Source organism: Mucilaginibacter sp. P4_C11, assembly GCF_056402115.1.
On sequence record NZ_JBFUIA010000019.1, the window covers coordinates 109,247 to 123,521 of the forward strand.

A 14,275-nucleotide genomic window follows, 5' to 3' on the forward strand; every position below is an offset into this window, starting at 1 on the left:
CCACTTTTGGATGGATTAATGCGAAACGGCCCGGAGCGGATTGATTTACGATAAGCCAGCCCATAATTGCGATAAGGTTTAGGAAAATAGATGTCTAGGGTGCGGATTGCATAGCTAGTAAGTTCAGCTTTCTCTTTTGCAGCTCCATGTGGTGCAGAATGCAAACGTCATAGTCGGTCACTACCTGGGATAGCTTGTTAACTACGATAAAGATTTCAATACCCAATAGCAGAAAGAACCAAAGCAGCCAGACGAAAAGTGCCGGACCCGAATCGCGCAAAATCATGTACATCAACTTGAGTTCGTACAAGAAACCATTATCGGCTTTCGCCTGCTGTTCCACCTCGTTTCTCAACTTTACGATCCGGCCATCGTGATCCATCTTTATAGTTCTTAATTCTTTGATCTGCTGATCTAAACCGCCAATCATCGACATTTTTGGATTGGGCACTGATGTGACGACAAACATGGTTTTGGTAACGAGTTTGGTACTGGTAACCGCGGTCTTGTTTGAATCGATTTTTGTTGTAGAAACCGGCATGGCCTTTGTCTCCTTGTTGACCGTTTGCACGAAAGGTGTCTTATTTATCTCGTCAATTAACGCCTTGCGTTCGGCTTCTTTTTGGCTCAAGCTTGAATCAATACCCGCGGCCTGCCGTTTCAGTTCAGCCTGTTTTGCCGGCATCAGCGAATCGACTTGGGCATTTAATTCGAAAAGCTGGCGATGGGCGATGTCCTCCCGGAAGATAATCTGGTCAATGATGATGGAGCCGATGATTGCCATGATAAGCGCAATGATGCCGCGAATCCAATATTTTGCCTTTCCTGCACCTTCGGACATGATGATTTGCCGTTCTACCTGAATGACAATTAGCAGGAACAGTAGTGCGCCGAAAATGCTTACGTACCAGCTGCCACGTAAGTATTTATTAACAAAAGAATACCCGATAAATGCCCATAAGATTCCAACAATGACCAAGGCGGCCGTATATCGCTTAACTGAACGATGCGACATCTCGCTGCACCCTTTGAGAATTCCATAGTTGTAACCTGTCAAGAAACAGCCGAACCGTATCCACCAATTTCCCATGATTAAAATTTTCTTGTTAAAATTTGATGATGCGATATTGCAGCTAGGCCATTCTTAAACCCTCTTGTGTAGGTCATCAGTATGCCCTGGCAATCTCCCTGGCTATGTGTGGTCGCTTCTTCAATCTCGCGGACCTTAGCTATGTGTGCCGACGCTATTTTCTTTTTCATTTCGAGCTCCTCAACCATGTCGATCATGCCGCTTCTGGCGCGGCTGAGGATATGGAATTCGGTTTCCAGGATAAAATCCTCGTAGAACGTCTTTACTTTGTGGATTGTTCGCGTCAGCTCATTTTTGAGCGCTTCTACGTTCTGGGCCAGATGGCTGCTGTCCGGATTCAATAACGCATCGTCATATCCTTTTGCTTCGTGGTTGCGGTCCAAAAAGGCGTAAAGCGATCCGATTGTGTGATCGTGCTGAACAGGCGCCGGCGCCTGTTCGGTAAAGTTGCCTGTAGACGCAGCAGGTTCAATAAACACGCGTTCTTCAATCTCGGGCAGATTGGAGGTTCCGGGCGCATGACTGCCATTGAGGGCTTGCGCAGACGCTCCGTTCCTGTTTTGTTGTTTGAAAAAGCTAAACATCGCTTATAGGGTTAAGGTTGGTACTTTAAACTTACTGTGTCCGCGCTGATGGCAGCTTTTGCATAGCGTGATCATCAGGCGGTCTGCGTAATCCCAAGGCATTTTAAATGCGTTTGCTGATCTGATAAAGTGGTACTGTCGGTGGTGAACCTGCAGATCCTCGGCATTTTTGCAGATTACGCAGCATCCGTTATCGCGCGTGACAATCGCCGCGCGCTTATTCTTCCATCTTTGGTCGAAAAGCAAGTTGCCATAGGAACCGTGCGGGGGCGGGGATTCCGCCCGATTAGTGGCATCGTCCGTACCCTGCTTGTCGCCGCGCCGGTAGCGGCCGGCCCGTTTTGGGTCGGCGATTCCTGATTTGTCGTAACGGTTTATTTGCATAAGTGACGGGTATGGCGTTGCAGGCTTCCGCCTATTGGCTACACTCTTTCAGCTTTAGCAGGTTATCGGATTGCACATCGTCAGCCACCGTTTTGACATACTTTGCATTCTTGTCGGTGACTCTCGCGACAAGTTTTGCCTTGTTGCCGGCCGCGTCTTTTACATACGCCTCGCCGCCGCCTTCTACAAATTCGTACATTTCCAGGCGGGTACTGGTTCCCGTTTTTTGATCGGCTTCATTCAGCCAATTCAAGCTCTTGATAGCGACATAGGGATTTTCATGGTCGCCATCATCCTTTTTTATGCATGTGATTCTTACTGACATAACGTTTTGCTTTGGTAAGCCTCAAAAGTAGCTGGCAGTGAATGTCCGTTTTTACGGAAAACCGTAAGGCAAGATTTTTTGAGGACTATGCGTCGAATCGGCAAGTCGGAAGACACGCGCCTGCTTCGGATGTTTCCTTTATTTCGCGATACGGTTTTCCGTAAATAACTATGGCCGGGGCAGCTTACTTTTGACTTGTCTTAAAGCAAGAAGTTATGAAAAGCTATTACGTAAACCAAAACGCACAGAGCAACGGCGATCATGAAGTGCATGACCAGAGTTGCTCTTTCCTGCCAAGCGCATCCAACCGGGAGTACCTAGGCGAATTCAGCACCTGCGGTCCAGCCGTCCAGAAAGCAAAGGACCAGGGATACACAAGGGCAAACGGTTGTTATTACTGTTCAAACCCCTGTCACACCAGCTAAGATCTGGGACAGCTTTGCTGTTTAAGCGCCGACTTAAGGTGATCGGTTTGCTGTTGTTCTGCTGTTGAACCAGTGACCGATCATCTTTCCCGTTTTTAAATTAGGTCAATCATGAAACGAACAACCTATGCCGGAATCGTTGCTGCCGGAATGCTGGCGCTGAGCGCTTGCTCAGGTGGGCGCACCTCCAACACTAACGGCAATGTCGATTCCGCCCAAGTGGCCGCAGATAGTGTGTCTACGTTTTATACGGTCGTTGGTGAAGATATCGCCATACGTACGGGTCCCGGAAAAAAATTCGCTACACTGATAAACCAAAAAGCTTCGGATGCGCTTCGCGAAACGCAATATTGTACAGTGGATCAATCCATGATAGTCGAGATTCTCGGCAAAAAAAGTAATTGGACAAGTATCCGGGTGATTGAACCTGATTGGCTTAAGGACACGTATGTAGGCTGGGTGCCTTCTGAAGCGTTGACCAGTGTCCGGGATATGGATAAAAAGACTACCGCAAAACTGAACCCTAAGGAGTATGAAATTATGGTGGCCGATCATCGGGCTGCCGTTCAAAACTTTCACGTTTGGCTCAAACGTCGCCGATTCGATAAAGACTACGTATTTGCATTCACAAAAGCGTTCCGTAGGATAAACTGCACCATGCAATGTAACGTGGCTGTATACGACAGCGAGTCAATAAAGGATTTGGTGCTTGTTTACCCATTGGAAGATAAAGATTACTTGCGCCTTGCGGATCACCTGGTATCCCTTTTCCACGTTTGATGCAGCAGATGTGAGAGACTGGTATCCTTACCAGGACTTTCACTATCGCGACCTAGGCGGGAAAAACTGGAAGAAGAAAGCCGTCGAATAAAAATATTATATCAATCCCATTTCTCTGCAGAAGAGCACCAGCTGTTCGTTACTGGTGAAATTCATGGCCGATTTGACGAGATTTAACCGTTTTTCCATGCTGCTCTTGCCGGATGGCTGGATGTCATTCGCCGCTAGGTAATCGGGAATGCTTTTTTGCGGCATGCCGCCGGCCAGCAGCCGGACAATCGTTTTGTCGTAATTGGTGAAAGAGTGCATGTTCTGTTTTGCAGCCTCGTTGCGGAGTTCCCGCGGATGGTACTTTTGGTGGCCGGCGATACGTTTTAAGGCATCCTTCAGGTCGCCGGCATCGCCGCGTGCCTTGCGCACGTAGCCGTCAATGTCCAACTCATCGAACAGTTGCCTTATAATGGACGGCCGGCTTTCTGCCGAGAATACAAGTGTTTTTAAGCCCGGTTGAAGGCCTTTCGCCAGCTTGACCAGCGCCGCGCCATCCGGCAATTGACGCGTGCTCCCTTCCGGTTCAAAATAGAGGTCCGTGATCAGCAGGTCATAAGGTTGATGATTAGCAAGCGCTTTACGGATTTTTGCCAGAGTCAAATCGCAGAAAAAGGCATAGTCCGGATTCGGTATGCCGATGTCCTCCAGCGTTTTTCGCAAGGAAATGTTTGCAATTTCGTGGTCTTCGGCGATGATAACGTGTTCAAACATGATGGTCAGTTAGCGGGAATGGAAATTTGAATGCATGCACCTGGTTTTTCCTGCTGTTCAAAGGTAAGGCTGCCGCCTAAGGCCCTGATACGGTTTTCCGTATTGTGCAAACCTTTTCCGTTACGAATGCCCGCAGGGAAGCCGATCCCGTTATCCCGGTAGCTGACTAGGAGCTGGCCGGACTGCGCTTCAAACTCGATGACGGCCCGCGAGGCGCGGCTGTGTTTGCTCATGTTGACCAGGAGCTCCTGCAGCACGGGTTCCAGTTGGGCCTTGATCTTGTCGCTTATGGATTCCCACAGTTCCGGCTCGTTGCCGGACAAGGCCAGCTTGATCGCGTCGCTTTTGAAAGCGTTAACCAGCTGCTGCAGTTTTTCGCTAAACTCTTCCCGCAGCTTTGGTTCCTCGTCCTGGCTGATCTTGCGCGACTGCTCGTACATCAGGTCCAGCTGGCCAAGCAGGTAGTTTTTGTCAATGTGCTCGCTGTAGTCGACTTCGTTCATTACGCGGTAGATGCCGTTGGCGACAACATCATGCACCCGTTGCGATAATTGAAGCCTGTCCTGGCGGATGCGATTGTCGGCCTCGAGCTGCAGCCGCTGCTTTCTTCGCCGGTACCAAATGATCATGGACGGAATGCCGGTCAATACCAACAGGAGGACGAACCCGAGCTGGTATTTTTTTTCTGTGTTCGCTTTTTGCAGCTGAAAGTTGTCGGCTTTATTTTTTTCCACGCCGTACCGGATCAACGCAAACTGGTTTTTTGCCGCTTTTCGGACAAACGACAGACTGTCGTTTAATGCCTGGTATTGTAGATAGTAGGCTTTGATTCTTGCCGGGCGGGATAGCAGGATCAGCTTTTGAAGGGCCTCTAGTTTATCATCCGGGCTTTGTAGCCGATCGGCAACGACAAGCATTTTGTGCGCGTAAAGTAACGCGGAATCCGGCTTTGTTTTGCTGTAAAAGTCAGACAGGTGCGCGAAGCTTGAATTTTGCCCCCAGGTATCCTGCTTTTTGAGCCGGGCTGCCAGTGCCGTATGTAGGTCAGGTGCTGCGTCGTGAGCCGGGTCCTTCAGCCACTTAGTCATGGTCAGGTTCGTTAATGCCTTGGGATGTTCGATACTGTCGTTTACGGTAAGTAGCAGGACCTGCGAATAGGTGGCAATCGCCCCCTGATACCTTTTTAATTTCTGAAGGGCATTCCCTTTATTATTGAGGAAATAGTGGCGGAGAGTTGAATCCGCCACGTATTTTAAAGCGTATTCGCTGTAGGCAAGTGCTGCGTTGTAATCCCGGAGGTTAAAACTGGCCAAACTGAGTTCGTTGTAATCGATCGCCAGGTAATTCCGGTCCCCCGGCCTGCGTTCATCCAATGATTTCAGCGACTGGGTCAGGCTTTCCTGCGCGCCGTAGTGATCACCGGCATCTGACTGCAGAAGCGCCATATTGTAATAGGCGAGCGCGACTTTCTGCTTATCTATTGAATTTTCCGCCAGTTTGTTGAACTCCAAAAAAGCGGAATCCTTGTTGGTGCTGAGCAGCGCATACGCCTTTCGATAAGCAGCCCAGGGGTCAATAGCTGCCTGCTTGCCGGTTTTCTGACAGGACGGGAAAAGCCAAACGGCCAGGAGCAATAGCAGTACAGGTTTTTTCAACTGTTTTTTCAACTAAATTAAACAAAATAAGGCACGCTTTGCGTGCCTTATTTTGTTAACCTCCATAAGGGGGTGGCGGCGGAGGGGGTGGCGGGACATGTGAACCGTCGCCGCCGGTATCGGCAGCCTGTGTGGCCACCTGGCCGTTTTGATGAGGGTTGTTACTATGCTTATGCGCAGGGCATGACAGTGCCATAAAAATGGCGAAAAAAAATTCAAACATTTCTCTAAAAATTAATGGTTAACGATCCTGCTGTTCCTGCGGGACTATCCCGCGGATGGCAGATTAATTTTTGGGAAGTGAGCGTCTGAAAACGGGAGTTTGATCTGCCTCCCAAGCCGGATACTGGCTCCCGCTTTCGTCGCGCTGTTTTAAATCAATTTCGTGCACTGCCCCGACCGGCCGACCAGAGGTTGTTTTGATTATGAAGCAAAGGTATGGCGGCCCAAACGCACGGTGGTACGTTCTTCCGTTTCTTCCTTTACTTCCATTGTTATTCCGTACATTCCTTGAAGTTTCCGGAAATACCTTATTTTTAGGGTGATGTATACAGATAAATTAAATCTCTACAAGGAAGTCGTTGTTAACGCTTATTTTCAAAAGCGCGCCAAAGGAGAAGATGATTGGCTTAACCGGCTCACCCGGGATAGGATTAGGCGACAGTGCAGTCAAAAGATCGAAAACGGGTTGGAGAGGCGCGACGAACGTACCTTGCATCGCTTTCTGGAAATGGATTTGACTGACGCTGATTATTTAACTGCAATAAGGGATACCGATGGAGACGATTTTCAGGGCTTCAAGAATTTCCTGGATAATCCGGGGATAAAGACGTCACAGGAAAATGTAGAGTTATTGGCCTGGTTAATTGATTTTCCTGATCGGCCGTATTCAAAATATTTAGACGCCGGAAAGGATAGACCGGATATATCTGAAGAGGAAGAAGTTGTTCCTCCGACAACAGATCAAGATGAAGAAACCAGGCAGCCGCAAAAAAGCACGCCACCGGAAATTCGCCCAACACCCCCACCAGTTAATAGGAAAGTTTGGCGATGGTTGCTCGGGCCTGCTGGTCTTTTGATAGGAGCGTTGGTATGGTGGCTTTTACCGCAGGATAATAAATGCATGTATTGGGATAATGACCATTACGTCGCAACGTCCTGCAGCGTGCCCCGGTTAGATACGCCGCTAATCGCGTTTGACGGTGCCAAATTGCGCGGGTTTCGCCGGATCAAACGGGTAGATACGCTGACGGGTTATTCTGTTGGTAGATTGTGGTGGGCGAGAGTTGGAGATAGCATAGAAGTGTTCACCGCGGAAGGGAGGCATCCGCTGCATCCGGATAAAAAGCTCAAGAAAGTTACGGACTATGTCGTAAATTTTTGCCGAAATCGACGCGACGGGGGCAAATAAGCCGAGGTTACGGAAAACCGTAAGAATGCAAGTGTCGGTTGCTTAATTTTGCCATAAACTTACTGATTACCAGAAGAAATACGAAATTTAATCGAACTATTGATTTGACCTTACATGAAAACCCTCTCACTGTTCCTCGTGCTTTCGATGTGCAACCAAACTAAGCCCAAAAGTGCGGCTTATCTTTGCGACAGTCCCAACGCGAAAAAGTACCATCTTAGAAATGACTGCCGCGGCTTGAGCCGATGCACGCATCATATCATTGAAATTACGCTGGAAGACGCGAAAAGAAGGAAACTGGAACTTTGCAAGTTTGAGCAATAGCTACAGATGCTTTCCGCAATGCGGACAACATTTGGCCGCGTGTCCTTCTTTCCGCTTGAATTCCTCGGAAAACCCGGACGCAAGTATGCCAGCGGGCAGGGCAAACATGCCGATACCCAGGATGGAGATGCATGCCGTCAGCGTCTTTCCAATGCCGGTAATTGGGTAGACATCGCCGTAACCGACCGTTGTCAGCGTAGCCACGCTCCACCACATGGTTTCGGGGATACTGGAGAATTTATCCGGCTGCGCGTCGTGCTCCACAAAGTACATAACGCTTGCGGCGACCAGGATCAGCGTAAACACCAGCAGCATGCTGATCATCAGTTCCTCTTTCTTAGAGGCGAACACCCTGCGTATAACCCGCGAAGCGTTCAGAAACCTGCCGAGCTTGAAAAAGCGGGTGAACCGGATCATTCTCAAGGAACGAAGCGACCGCAAGTCCAGCCCTGATAACGGCAAATAGAACGGCAGTATCGCCGCCAGGTCGACCAGCGCGCCGGGTGAAGCGATGTACCGCAGCCTACCCTTGACGGGGTGGCCATATTTCTGGACGCTGGTGCAGGACCAGACTCTCAAGAGGTATTCGATGGTGAAAATGGCGACGGAAAGCAGCTCGAAATTGTTGAACCAAGAACGGTAGCTATGGTAAAGGCCCTCGACGGTTTCCAGGCAAACGGCCAATAGGTTCAGCAGGATTAGCGACACTATGATGCCATTTACTACCCGATCCCAAAAGGTGCCGCCATCGGCAGGATCCAACAGCAAATGAACTTTTTTCTTTAATGACCTGTACGGGCCATGTCGGTCCGCACGATTAAGGGAGGGGGATTTTGCAAGCATAGCGGCAAGTTTAAAGGTCCAATCGGGATTGAAAAGATATTAGGCGGATGATCCAAATGCAAAACTTAATTGAAGATGACCATGGGGTCGTAGCCAATCTTTGCTACAAGGTTCTTGTAACTGACGAGTCTTTTTGACAGCGCACTTCTCTTTTCGCCGGGCTCGTTCGGCATCCAGTAGCAAATGATGGTGTCGCCCCGTGCGTCGCGTTCGCGGTATTGAATTACCTTATAGTAATATGCCGGCACCGTGGCGGCGAGCGCGTTGAGCGCATAGCATTGCTTCGCACCAAACGTTCCGCACCAGATTTTCACGGTGTCCGTAGCCGCTTCGCCACGGTGCCCCGTTAGCCTTCTGCAAAGTTCCTCGGTTGCCAGCTCTGTGCCGATGTTCTGTCCCTGATATTCCATCCCGGCATTAAAGGTATAGGTATTCGACAGGACGGCCGCGTCGGCGCACCAAGCCAGTAAAATCCAAGGCTGGCAGTGTCCCCTTGCGATCATATCCGTCGAATTCTTGTTGGCATATCGATAAAGCTTCGTTTCCTCGGGCTGCCCGCTTGCCGCATGCCAGGCGGCATAGGCTCCGTTGCGCGGCAACCCCAACGCTTCCTGCTGCAGCCGGTGCGCTTTCGTATAGACGTAGTAGGTAAGAAGAGGCATGTGCCTGGCGGTATCCGCGATTGACTTGTAGTAGGGGTTTACCCACAGCTTGCAGCTGGCGCAGAAATCGGATTTTTGAGCGGGATATTTTTCGTAAAGCGCCTTGACGTAGGTCGAATTGATTTCCTGAGCGGGAAGGTTTCCCGCAAAGAAACAGAAGGCAAGCAGCGTAAGGACTGATCGTTTGGGCATGACCAAATATAGTGATCGGCAAGGAAAGGAGACCTACGGTTTTCCGTAAAAGAAAGTGGCACTTTGTTTTTTCCTTTACCAAAAAAACAATTACGTCATGATGAATACTATTGAAGCAATCAAGCCAGGACCGAAACGGGAAAACGAAGACGGGACGCCCGACAGGAGACAGCGCGTGGATCCGCCCACCGCACCGAAGCACCCGGCCTTAAAACCGCACGTGCACAAGCCCGGAGAGAAGAAGCGTTAGGAACCCCAGTGGCGGCGTAGGTAACTTTGACCTATGCCGCTATTGTCAAAATCAAGCCCTCATTTTTTTTCACCTGTTGCGGTGATAAACCTTTGTCGGAAAGTATCAGTTAAGTGGTCCAAAGCGTTATAAAAACACCCCTAATAGGGGTGTTGTGGCATGCGATTAGGCAATCGTTGCCAGATGTTTTCGATCAGTTGCCTTGTGCTTGGGTATGCCACTGGCTTGCCGAACTCCCACCGCTTCGCCGCGTCAACCGAAACCTGTAGCATAGCGGCGCACTGCCTGAAGTTGAGGCCGTGGCAGTGCCGTATCTGCTTCAGCTTTCCCGCAAGGCTGTCCGTTTCGTGGCCAAGGGGATAGTAGCCGAGAAAGGAAATTATCGCCGGATAATGATGAATTTGCGGCAGGGAACGCTCGTTTTCCCAGTAGGTAAGCGTATCCTCAGAGACGCAGAGTTGTTTCGCAATATCCTTTTGCAATAGCCCGCTTTCGATGCGCTTCTTCCTGATATGCCCGCCAACCGTCTGCGGATAGTCCTCGTAGTGCTTCGTTCCGCGATTTTTGAATATATTCGTGCATGGGAGAAACGTGTACGGATGAATGCCCCTGCGGCTATTACAACCACCCCGAAAAAGAATGCATTTGCCCGCCCGGAATGGTGCAAAAATACCTGAGCAAGATATCGGGCCCGCTGCTGGATAGGATAGATTTGCATGTGGAGGTTACCCCGGTGAATTTCAACGAGCTATCGTCAGACAGGCTGGCCGAAAAAAGTGAAAACATCCGCGAACGCGTGATCAAAGCCCGCGAAATACAGATAGAACGCTTTGGCAACCGCCCCGATTTACATGCCAATGCCCAAATGAGCCCCCAAATGGTACGCGACCTCTGCAAAATAGATGCCGCCGGCCAAACCCTTCTGAAAAAAGCCATGGAAAAACTTGGCCTGAGCGCCCGCGCCTATGACCGCATCCTCAAGGTAGCCCGCACCATTGCCGACCTTGCCGCCAGCGAAGAAATTAAGCTGGAACACCTGGCCGAAGCTATTCATTTCAGGAGTTTGGATAGAGAGGGATGGGCAGGGTAGCGTAGTGAGAAGGAGACTCAAAAACACGGTAGTTTGAAGTCATAGAATCGAAAGGTAGGCTGAAAAAGGGTAGCTTGATAAAAACAGGTATGGGAATTTTAAAGAAGACGACTTTAAAAATAGCAGTATTTTCATTAATCTTATTAAGCTGCAACAGAAACGGAAGCAATTTCAATAAAAACAGGTATATATGTATCTATAAGTACAATCTAAATAATATGACGAAGGCCAAACCTATATTGACGGCTATAGCCATGATAGATGATGAACTTTATTATTTTGCACAGGATTCAATGCTTATGGCTTATAAGCAACTACCCCTTTCATCAGCAAAAAAAATCGACGACAAAGAGTTTCTGAAAATATTACAAACGTTAAATATTAATAGTCTACAGTCGCTATCGTTAAAAAAAGACTATTTGAATTGTAGTTGCTTACCACAAACAATAGAAGAATTTGTAATCAGCAAATCGAGTAAATCCAGGCTGATAGGGTTTGCTATTTCGGGAGGCTTTGCGAATTGCAGTGCAGATTCCAAATGTAAAATCCTTGAAATTATCAGTAAAAAATTCGCTGAAATTGAGGGTTTATAATGTCCATGCTTGTGTTGTTACATTGCGAATCCCCCCGGGGTATTAAAGTGGGAAAGATTATCAACAACTTACATCACAAACATCCCGATGGAATATGAGCAAAAATATTCAGTTTGCTATGACAAAGGTAGAGCCAATAAACGGCAACCCCGACCAATACCCAGTTTAGCCCTACATCCTTTGGGGCAGGCTATTTTTTATGTAAAAACAAACCTGGTTGTTTTTTGCAAATAAATTAGCTGATAAAAAAAGACATCCTGTATATGGGATATCTTTTTAGCTTAAAATAGCCTTAAAATATAAGAGAATTCGTAAGCGATAAATAAAATTACCAGCATGGCATGAAAAGTTTTGTTATTCACTTTCATGGCCACCATGCATAGTACAAAATGACCTATATTACGGATAGGGTATTCCAGTGTATAGTGGCTGTAATAGGCCTGTCCTTTTATAAAAGTATCCACCATATCTAACAGGTAACTTGCACCTAATATGCCGAATATCCATTTACGGCGCGAATAAAAGTAATCGTTGTAATCTTTATAATCGTTCAGGTCTTCGGGGTATAGCAGGGCGCATACGCTGTAATAAATTACAATATAAAAAATGACGAAGAAATACTCCAGGAACAGCCAGTGTTTAATATCGTGCAGGTTAAACTCCCACCACCAAAAATGCAGCAATAACAGGAACATGTAAAAGGCCCACAGGTTGTGCACCCAATAAGGTTTATTGCGCCCCGGATGCTGAATTTGCTTAGCCGCCCCTTTAAGCAAATGGGTAATGCTAAGGCCCAATATAATACCAATAACAGATTTGATGTGGCTGAAAAAATCCATAGATAGTAACGTGGATGGTAATAGTTAAATGTAGATATTTGATAATTAGCTTTTAAGAAAAATATTAAATATCGCGCTCCCAATGACACAAGACCTGAAAGACGAGGCTTTAGAGCAAATAGAACTGGATGTAAAGTTTGGATTTGAAAATGAGCAACAGATTTTTGAAGGTTTAGAAGATATGTTTTATGAAGAGGATGACATTGACGAAGAGTGGTTAAAACAAACCATCCACCAACAATACAATCAGCATCAAAAGGAAGCTTTGCAGTGGACAAAACCAACCGGATTTGAAAAGCTGGCCAAAGCATTCGACCAACTGATTGTGCAAAAGATAGTATGCCTGCACAACGCCGGTTATACCAAACAAGATGGCGAAGGCGATTGCATGGAGACCATAGAACGGTTGGATGAATTAGGTGTTAAAGCTAATAGCTTTTGCTATTATCACTCGCAGGATTTAGCCAGGGCTGTTGACCCTAATACCCGGAACTTGTACTTAGGTTTTGATAGCGTTACGCAAAATGATGATGAAGCTTTGCAGGTTGCCCAAATGATTGTTGCAGCACTCAGGGAAAACGGCCTCCAGGTAAAGTGGCCAGGCACAGTTACCCAACGGATAGAAATTGTAAACATCGACTGGAAAAAAATACCCGACGATGAAGAATGGGGAGCAGAGCGGGTTATACAAATGTTGACTAAACCGCGATCAGATCAGAAACCTTTTTGGAAGTTATGGTAGCGAGAGTAAACAAAGTAACAGGCTTACAAACAAAAAACGATGCCCTTACTTTAGAACATCATTTTCACAATAGAAAATCTTAATAGCCCACTAAAAAATCGCCTCCGCAATCCTTTTAGTTGGCCCGGCGTTGCTCATGGTATAAAAATGCAGTACCGGTACGCCAAAAGCTATTAACTCGCGGCATTGGTTTATCATCCATTCTACACCGATATCCCGTACGTCTTTTTCTGATTTGCAGCCGTTAACCGCGTCGCATAAATCTTCGGGCATATCAATATGGAAGGTTTTTGCTAAACCGATTAACTGTTTTGAGTTAGTAACAGGTTTTAACCCTGGTATGATAGGCACATTGATGCCGTTGGCCCGGCAATTATTCACAAAATCGAAGTATTTCTGGTTGTCAAAAAACATTTGGGTAACAATAAAATTTGCACCCATATCCACCTTTTGTTTCAGGTATTTAAAGTCGGTTTTAAGGTTTGGTGCCTCAAAATGCTTTTCGGGGTAGCCGGCAATGCCAATGCAAAAATCGGTTTTCAGGCTATCGTCGTTATGTTCATGCAGGTATACGCCGTTGTTCATGTTCACTACTTGTTGCAGCAAATCGGTAGCGTAGTTATGCCCGTTGGGGGTTGGCACAAATGATGCATCGCCCCGGCGTGCATCCCCGCGCAAAACCAACACATTCTCGATGCCTAAAAACTGCAAGTCGACCAGGCCATTCTCCGTTTCATCCTTTGTAAAGCCACCGCACAATAAATGTGGAACGGTATCTACCTTGTACTTATTCATGATAGCCGCGCAGATGGCGATGGTACCCGGGCGTTTGCGATAGCTCAACTTCTCCAGCAAGCCATTATCATGCTGCTTGTAAATAAAGTCCTCGCGCAGCGAAGTAACATCAATAAACGGCGGCTTAAACTCCATTAATGGGTCAATGGCATCGTAGATGCCCTGAATGCTCTGACCCTTCAGTGGTGGGATAAGTTCAAAGGAAAAAAGTGTTTTGCCTTTTGCATTAGCAATATGTTCCGTTATTTTCATTGTTTGTTCTGGTACGAGTTTCTTATTATATCCGTCATTGCGAGGTACGAAGCAATCCCCGATTTGCAAATCCGCCCTGTATAGTTCGGGATTGCTTCGTACCTCGCAATGACGGTTTGTTGTATGTTATTATCAATATTTTTTAATGTAGTGACGCAACATTTTGCGTCTCCCGCATGCAAATCCAACCTTGCAAATCCGCTTGTCTGGTGGGAGACGCAAAATGTTGCGTCTCTACAACAACCCCGGTTGCAGCCATGTCATTACTTTTTTTTCC

At 47.4% G+C, this 14,275-nt stretch carries 16 protein-coding genes and 1 pseudogene; 5 read left to right on the forward strand and 12 right to left on the reverse strand.

Annotated features, from left to right (window positions below):
• Positions 1–94: 94 nt before the first annotated feature.
• The 4 genes from AC1DU2_RS18325 to AC1DU2_RS18340 are packed head-to-tail and all read right to left on the reverse strand — an operon-like array spanning position 95 to position 2,383.
• The gene (locus AC1DU2_RS18325) at positions 95–1,090 is read right to left on the reverse strand and encodes a DUF4407 domain-containing protein (protein ID WP_477385837.1); all 996 of its coding nucleotides are present in this window, start codon (positions 1,088–1,090) and stop codon (positions 95–97) included.
• A gap of 2 nt (positions 1,091–1,092) precedes the next feature.
• The gene (locus AC1DU2_RS18330) at positions 1,093–1,674 is read right to left on the reverse strand and encodes a hypothetical protein (RefSeq protein ID WP_477385839.1); all 582 of its coding nucleotides are present in this window, start codon (positions 1,672–1,674) and stop codon (positions 1,093–1,095) included.
• A 3-nt stretch (positions 1,675–1,677) separates the two neighbouring features.
• Positions 1,678–2,058, reverse strand: coding sequence for an HNH endonuclease (locus tag AC1DU2_RS18335; RefSeq protein ID WP_477385841.1), 381 nt, complete (start codon positions 2,056–2,058; stop codon positions 1,678–1,680).
• Between the two features lie 31 nt (positions 2,059–2,089).
• Complete coding sequence (locus AC1DU2_RS18340; RefSeq protein WP_477385843.1) at positions 2,090–2,383, reverse strand: DUF3892 domain-containing protein; 294 nt, start codon at positions 2,381–2,383, stop codon at positions 2,090–2,092.
• Positions 2,384–2,919: 536 nt separating this feature from the next.
• Between AC1DU2_RS18340 and AC1DU2_RS18345 the strand changes: the two genes are divergently transcribed.
• Positions 2,920–3,588 carry an SH3 domain-containing protein gene (locus tag AC1DU2_RS18345; RefSeq protein WP_477385845.1) on the forward strand — a complete coding sequence of 223 codons (669 nt, stop codon included), beginning with the start codon at positions 2,920–2,922 and terminating at the stop codon, positions 3,586–3,588.
• Positions 3,589–3,684: 96 nt separating this feature from the next.
• Here AC1DU2_RS18345 and AC1DU2_RS18350 read toward each other — a convergent pair whose 3' ends face one another.
• Genes AC1DU2_RS18350 through AC1DU2_RS18360 form a run of 3 tightly spaced genes read right to left on the reverse strand, consistent with a single transcriptional unit; the run spans position 3,685 to position 6,228 of the window.
• The gene (locus tag AC1DU2_RS18350) at positions 3,685–4,350 is read right to left on the reverse strand and encodes a response regulator transcription factor (RefSeq protein WP_477385847.1); all 666 of its coding nucleotides are present in this window, start codon (positions 4,348–4,350) and stop codon (positions 3,685–3,687) included.
• 5 nt (positions 4,351–4,355) lie between these two features.
• The gene (locus AC1DU2_RS18355) at positions 4,356–6,017 is read right to left on the reverse strand and encodes a sensor histidine kinase (protein ID WP_477385849.1); all 1,662 of its coding nucleotides are present in this window, start codon (positions 6,015–6,017) and stop codon (positions 4,356–4,358) included.
• 43 nt (positions 6,018–6,060) lie between these two features.
• Complete coding sequence (locus tag AC1DU2_RS18360) at positions 6,061–6,228, reverse strand: hypothetical protein (RefSeq protein ID WP_477385851.1); 168 nt, start codon at positions 6,226–6,228, stop codon at positions 6,061–6,063.
• Between the two features lie 321 nt (positions 6,229–6,549).
• Between AC1DU2_RS18360 and AC1DU2_RS18365 the strand changes: the two genes are divergently transcribed.
• Positions 6,550–7,416: a hypothetical protein gene (locus tag AC1DU2_RS18365; protein WP_477385853.1), complete on the forward strand. Its 867-nt coding sequence runs from the start codon at positions 6,550–6,552 to the stop codon at positions 7,414–7,416.
• A 324-nt stretch (positions 7,417–7,740) separates the two neighbouring features.
• On the opposite strand, the gene AC1DU2_RS18370 is transcribed toward AC1DU2_RS18365, so the two are convergent.
• The 3 genes from AC1DU2_RS18370 to AC1DU2_RS18380 form a co-directional block, all read right to left on the reverse strand.
• Positions 7,741–8,583, reverse strand: coding sequence for an ion transporter (locus AC1DU2_RS18370; RefSeq protein ID WP_477385855.1), 843 nt, complete (start codon positions 8,581–8,583; stop codon positions 7,741–7,743).
• 65 nt (positions 8,584–8,648) lie between these two features.
• The gene (locus AC1DU2_RS18375; RefSeq protein WP_477385857.1) at positions 8,649–9,437 is read right to left on the reverse strand and encodes a DNA/RNA non-specific endonuclease; all 789 of its coding nucleotides are present in this window, start codon (positions 9,435–9,437) and stop codon (positions 8,649–8,651) included.
• 390 nt (positions 9,438–9,827) lie between these two features.
• On the reverse strand, positions 9,828–10,373 hold the full coding sequence (locus AC1DU2_RS18380) for a helix-turn-helix domain-containing protein (RefSeq protein WP_477385907.1): 546 nt from the start codon (positions 10,371–10,373) through the stop codon (positions 9,828–9,830).
• Here AC1DU2_RS18380 and AC1DU2_RS18385 point away from each other — a divergent pair.
• Together AC1DU2_RS18385 and AC1DU2_RS18390 are read left to right on the forward strand one after the other, a co-directional pair.
• Positions 10,292–10,777 (forward strand): annotated as a pseudogene (locus AC1DU2_RS18385) (magnesium chelatase subunit ChlI family protein); the annotation flags it as partial. The gene AC1DU2_RS18380 and the pseudogene AC1DU2_RS18385 overlap by 82 nt on opposite strands.
• Positions 10,778–10,995: 218 nt before the next feature.
• Complete coding sequence (locus AC1DU2_RS18390; RefSeq protein ID WP_477385859.1) at positions 10,996–11,370, forward strand: hypothetical protein; 375 nt, start codon at positions 10,996–10,998, stop codon at positions 11,368–11,370.
• Between the two features lie 281 nt (positions 11,371–11,651).
• Here AC1DU2_RS18390 and AC1DU2_RS18395 read toward each other — a convergent pair whose 3' ends face one another.
• Positions 11,652–12,209 carry a hypothetical protein gene (locus tag AC1DU2_RS18395; protein WP_477385861.1) on the reverse strand — a complete coding sequence of 186 codons (558 nt, stop codon included), beginning with the start codon at positions 12,207–12,209 and terminating at the stop codon, positions 11,652–11,654.
• A gap of 82 nt (positions 12,210–12,291) precedes the next feature.
• Between AC1DU2_RS18395 and AC1DU2_RS18400 the strand changes: the two genes are divergently transcribed.
• Positions 12,292–12,951, forward strand: a complete 660-nt coding sequence (locus tag AC1DU2_RS18400) for a DUF6891 domain-containing protein (protein WP_477385863.1) — start codon at positions 12,292–12,294, stop codon at positions 12,949–12,951.
• A 90-nt stretch (positions 12,952–13,041) separates the two neighbouring features.
• On the opposite strand, the gene metF is transcribed toward AC1DU2_RS18400, so the two are convergent.
• Positions 13,042–13,998: a methylenetetrahydrofolate reductase [NAD(P)H] gene (gene metF / locus AC1DU2_RS18405; RefSeq protein ID WP_477362580.1), complete on the reverse strand. Its 957-nt coding sequence runs from the start codon at positions 13,996–13,998 to the stop codon at positions 13,042–13,044.
• Positions 13,999–14,275 lie beyond the last annotated feature (277 nt).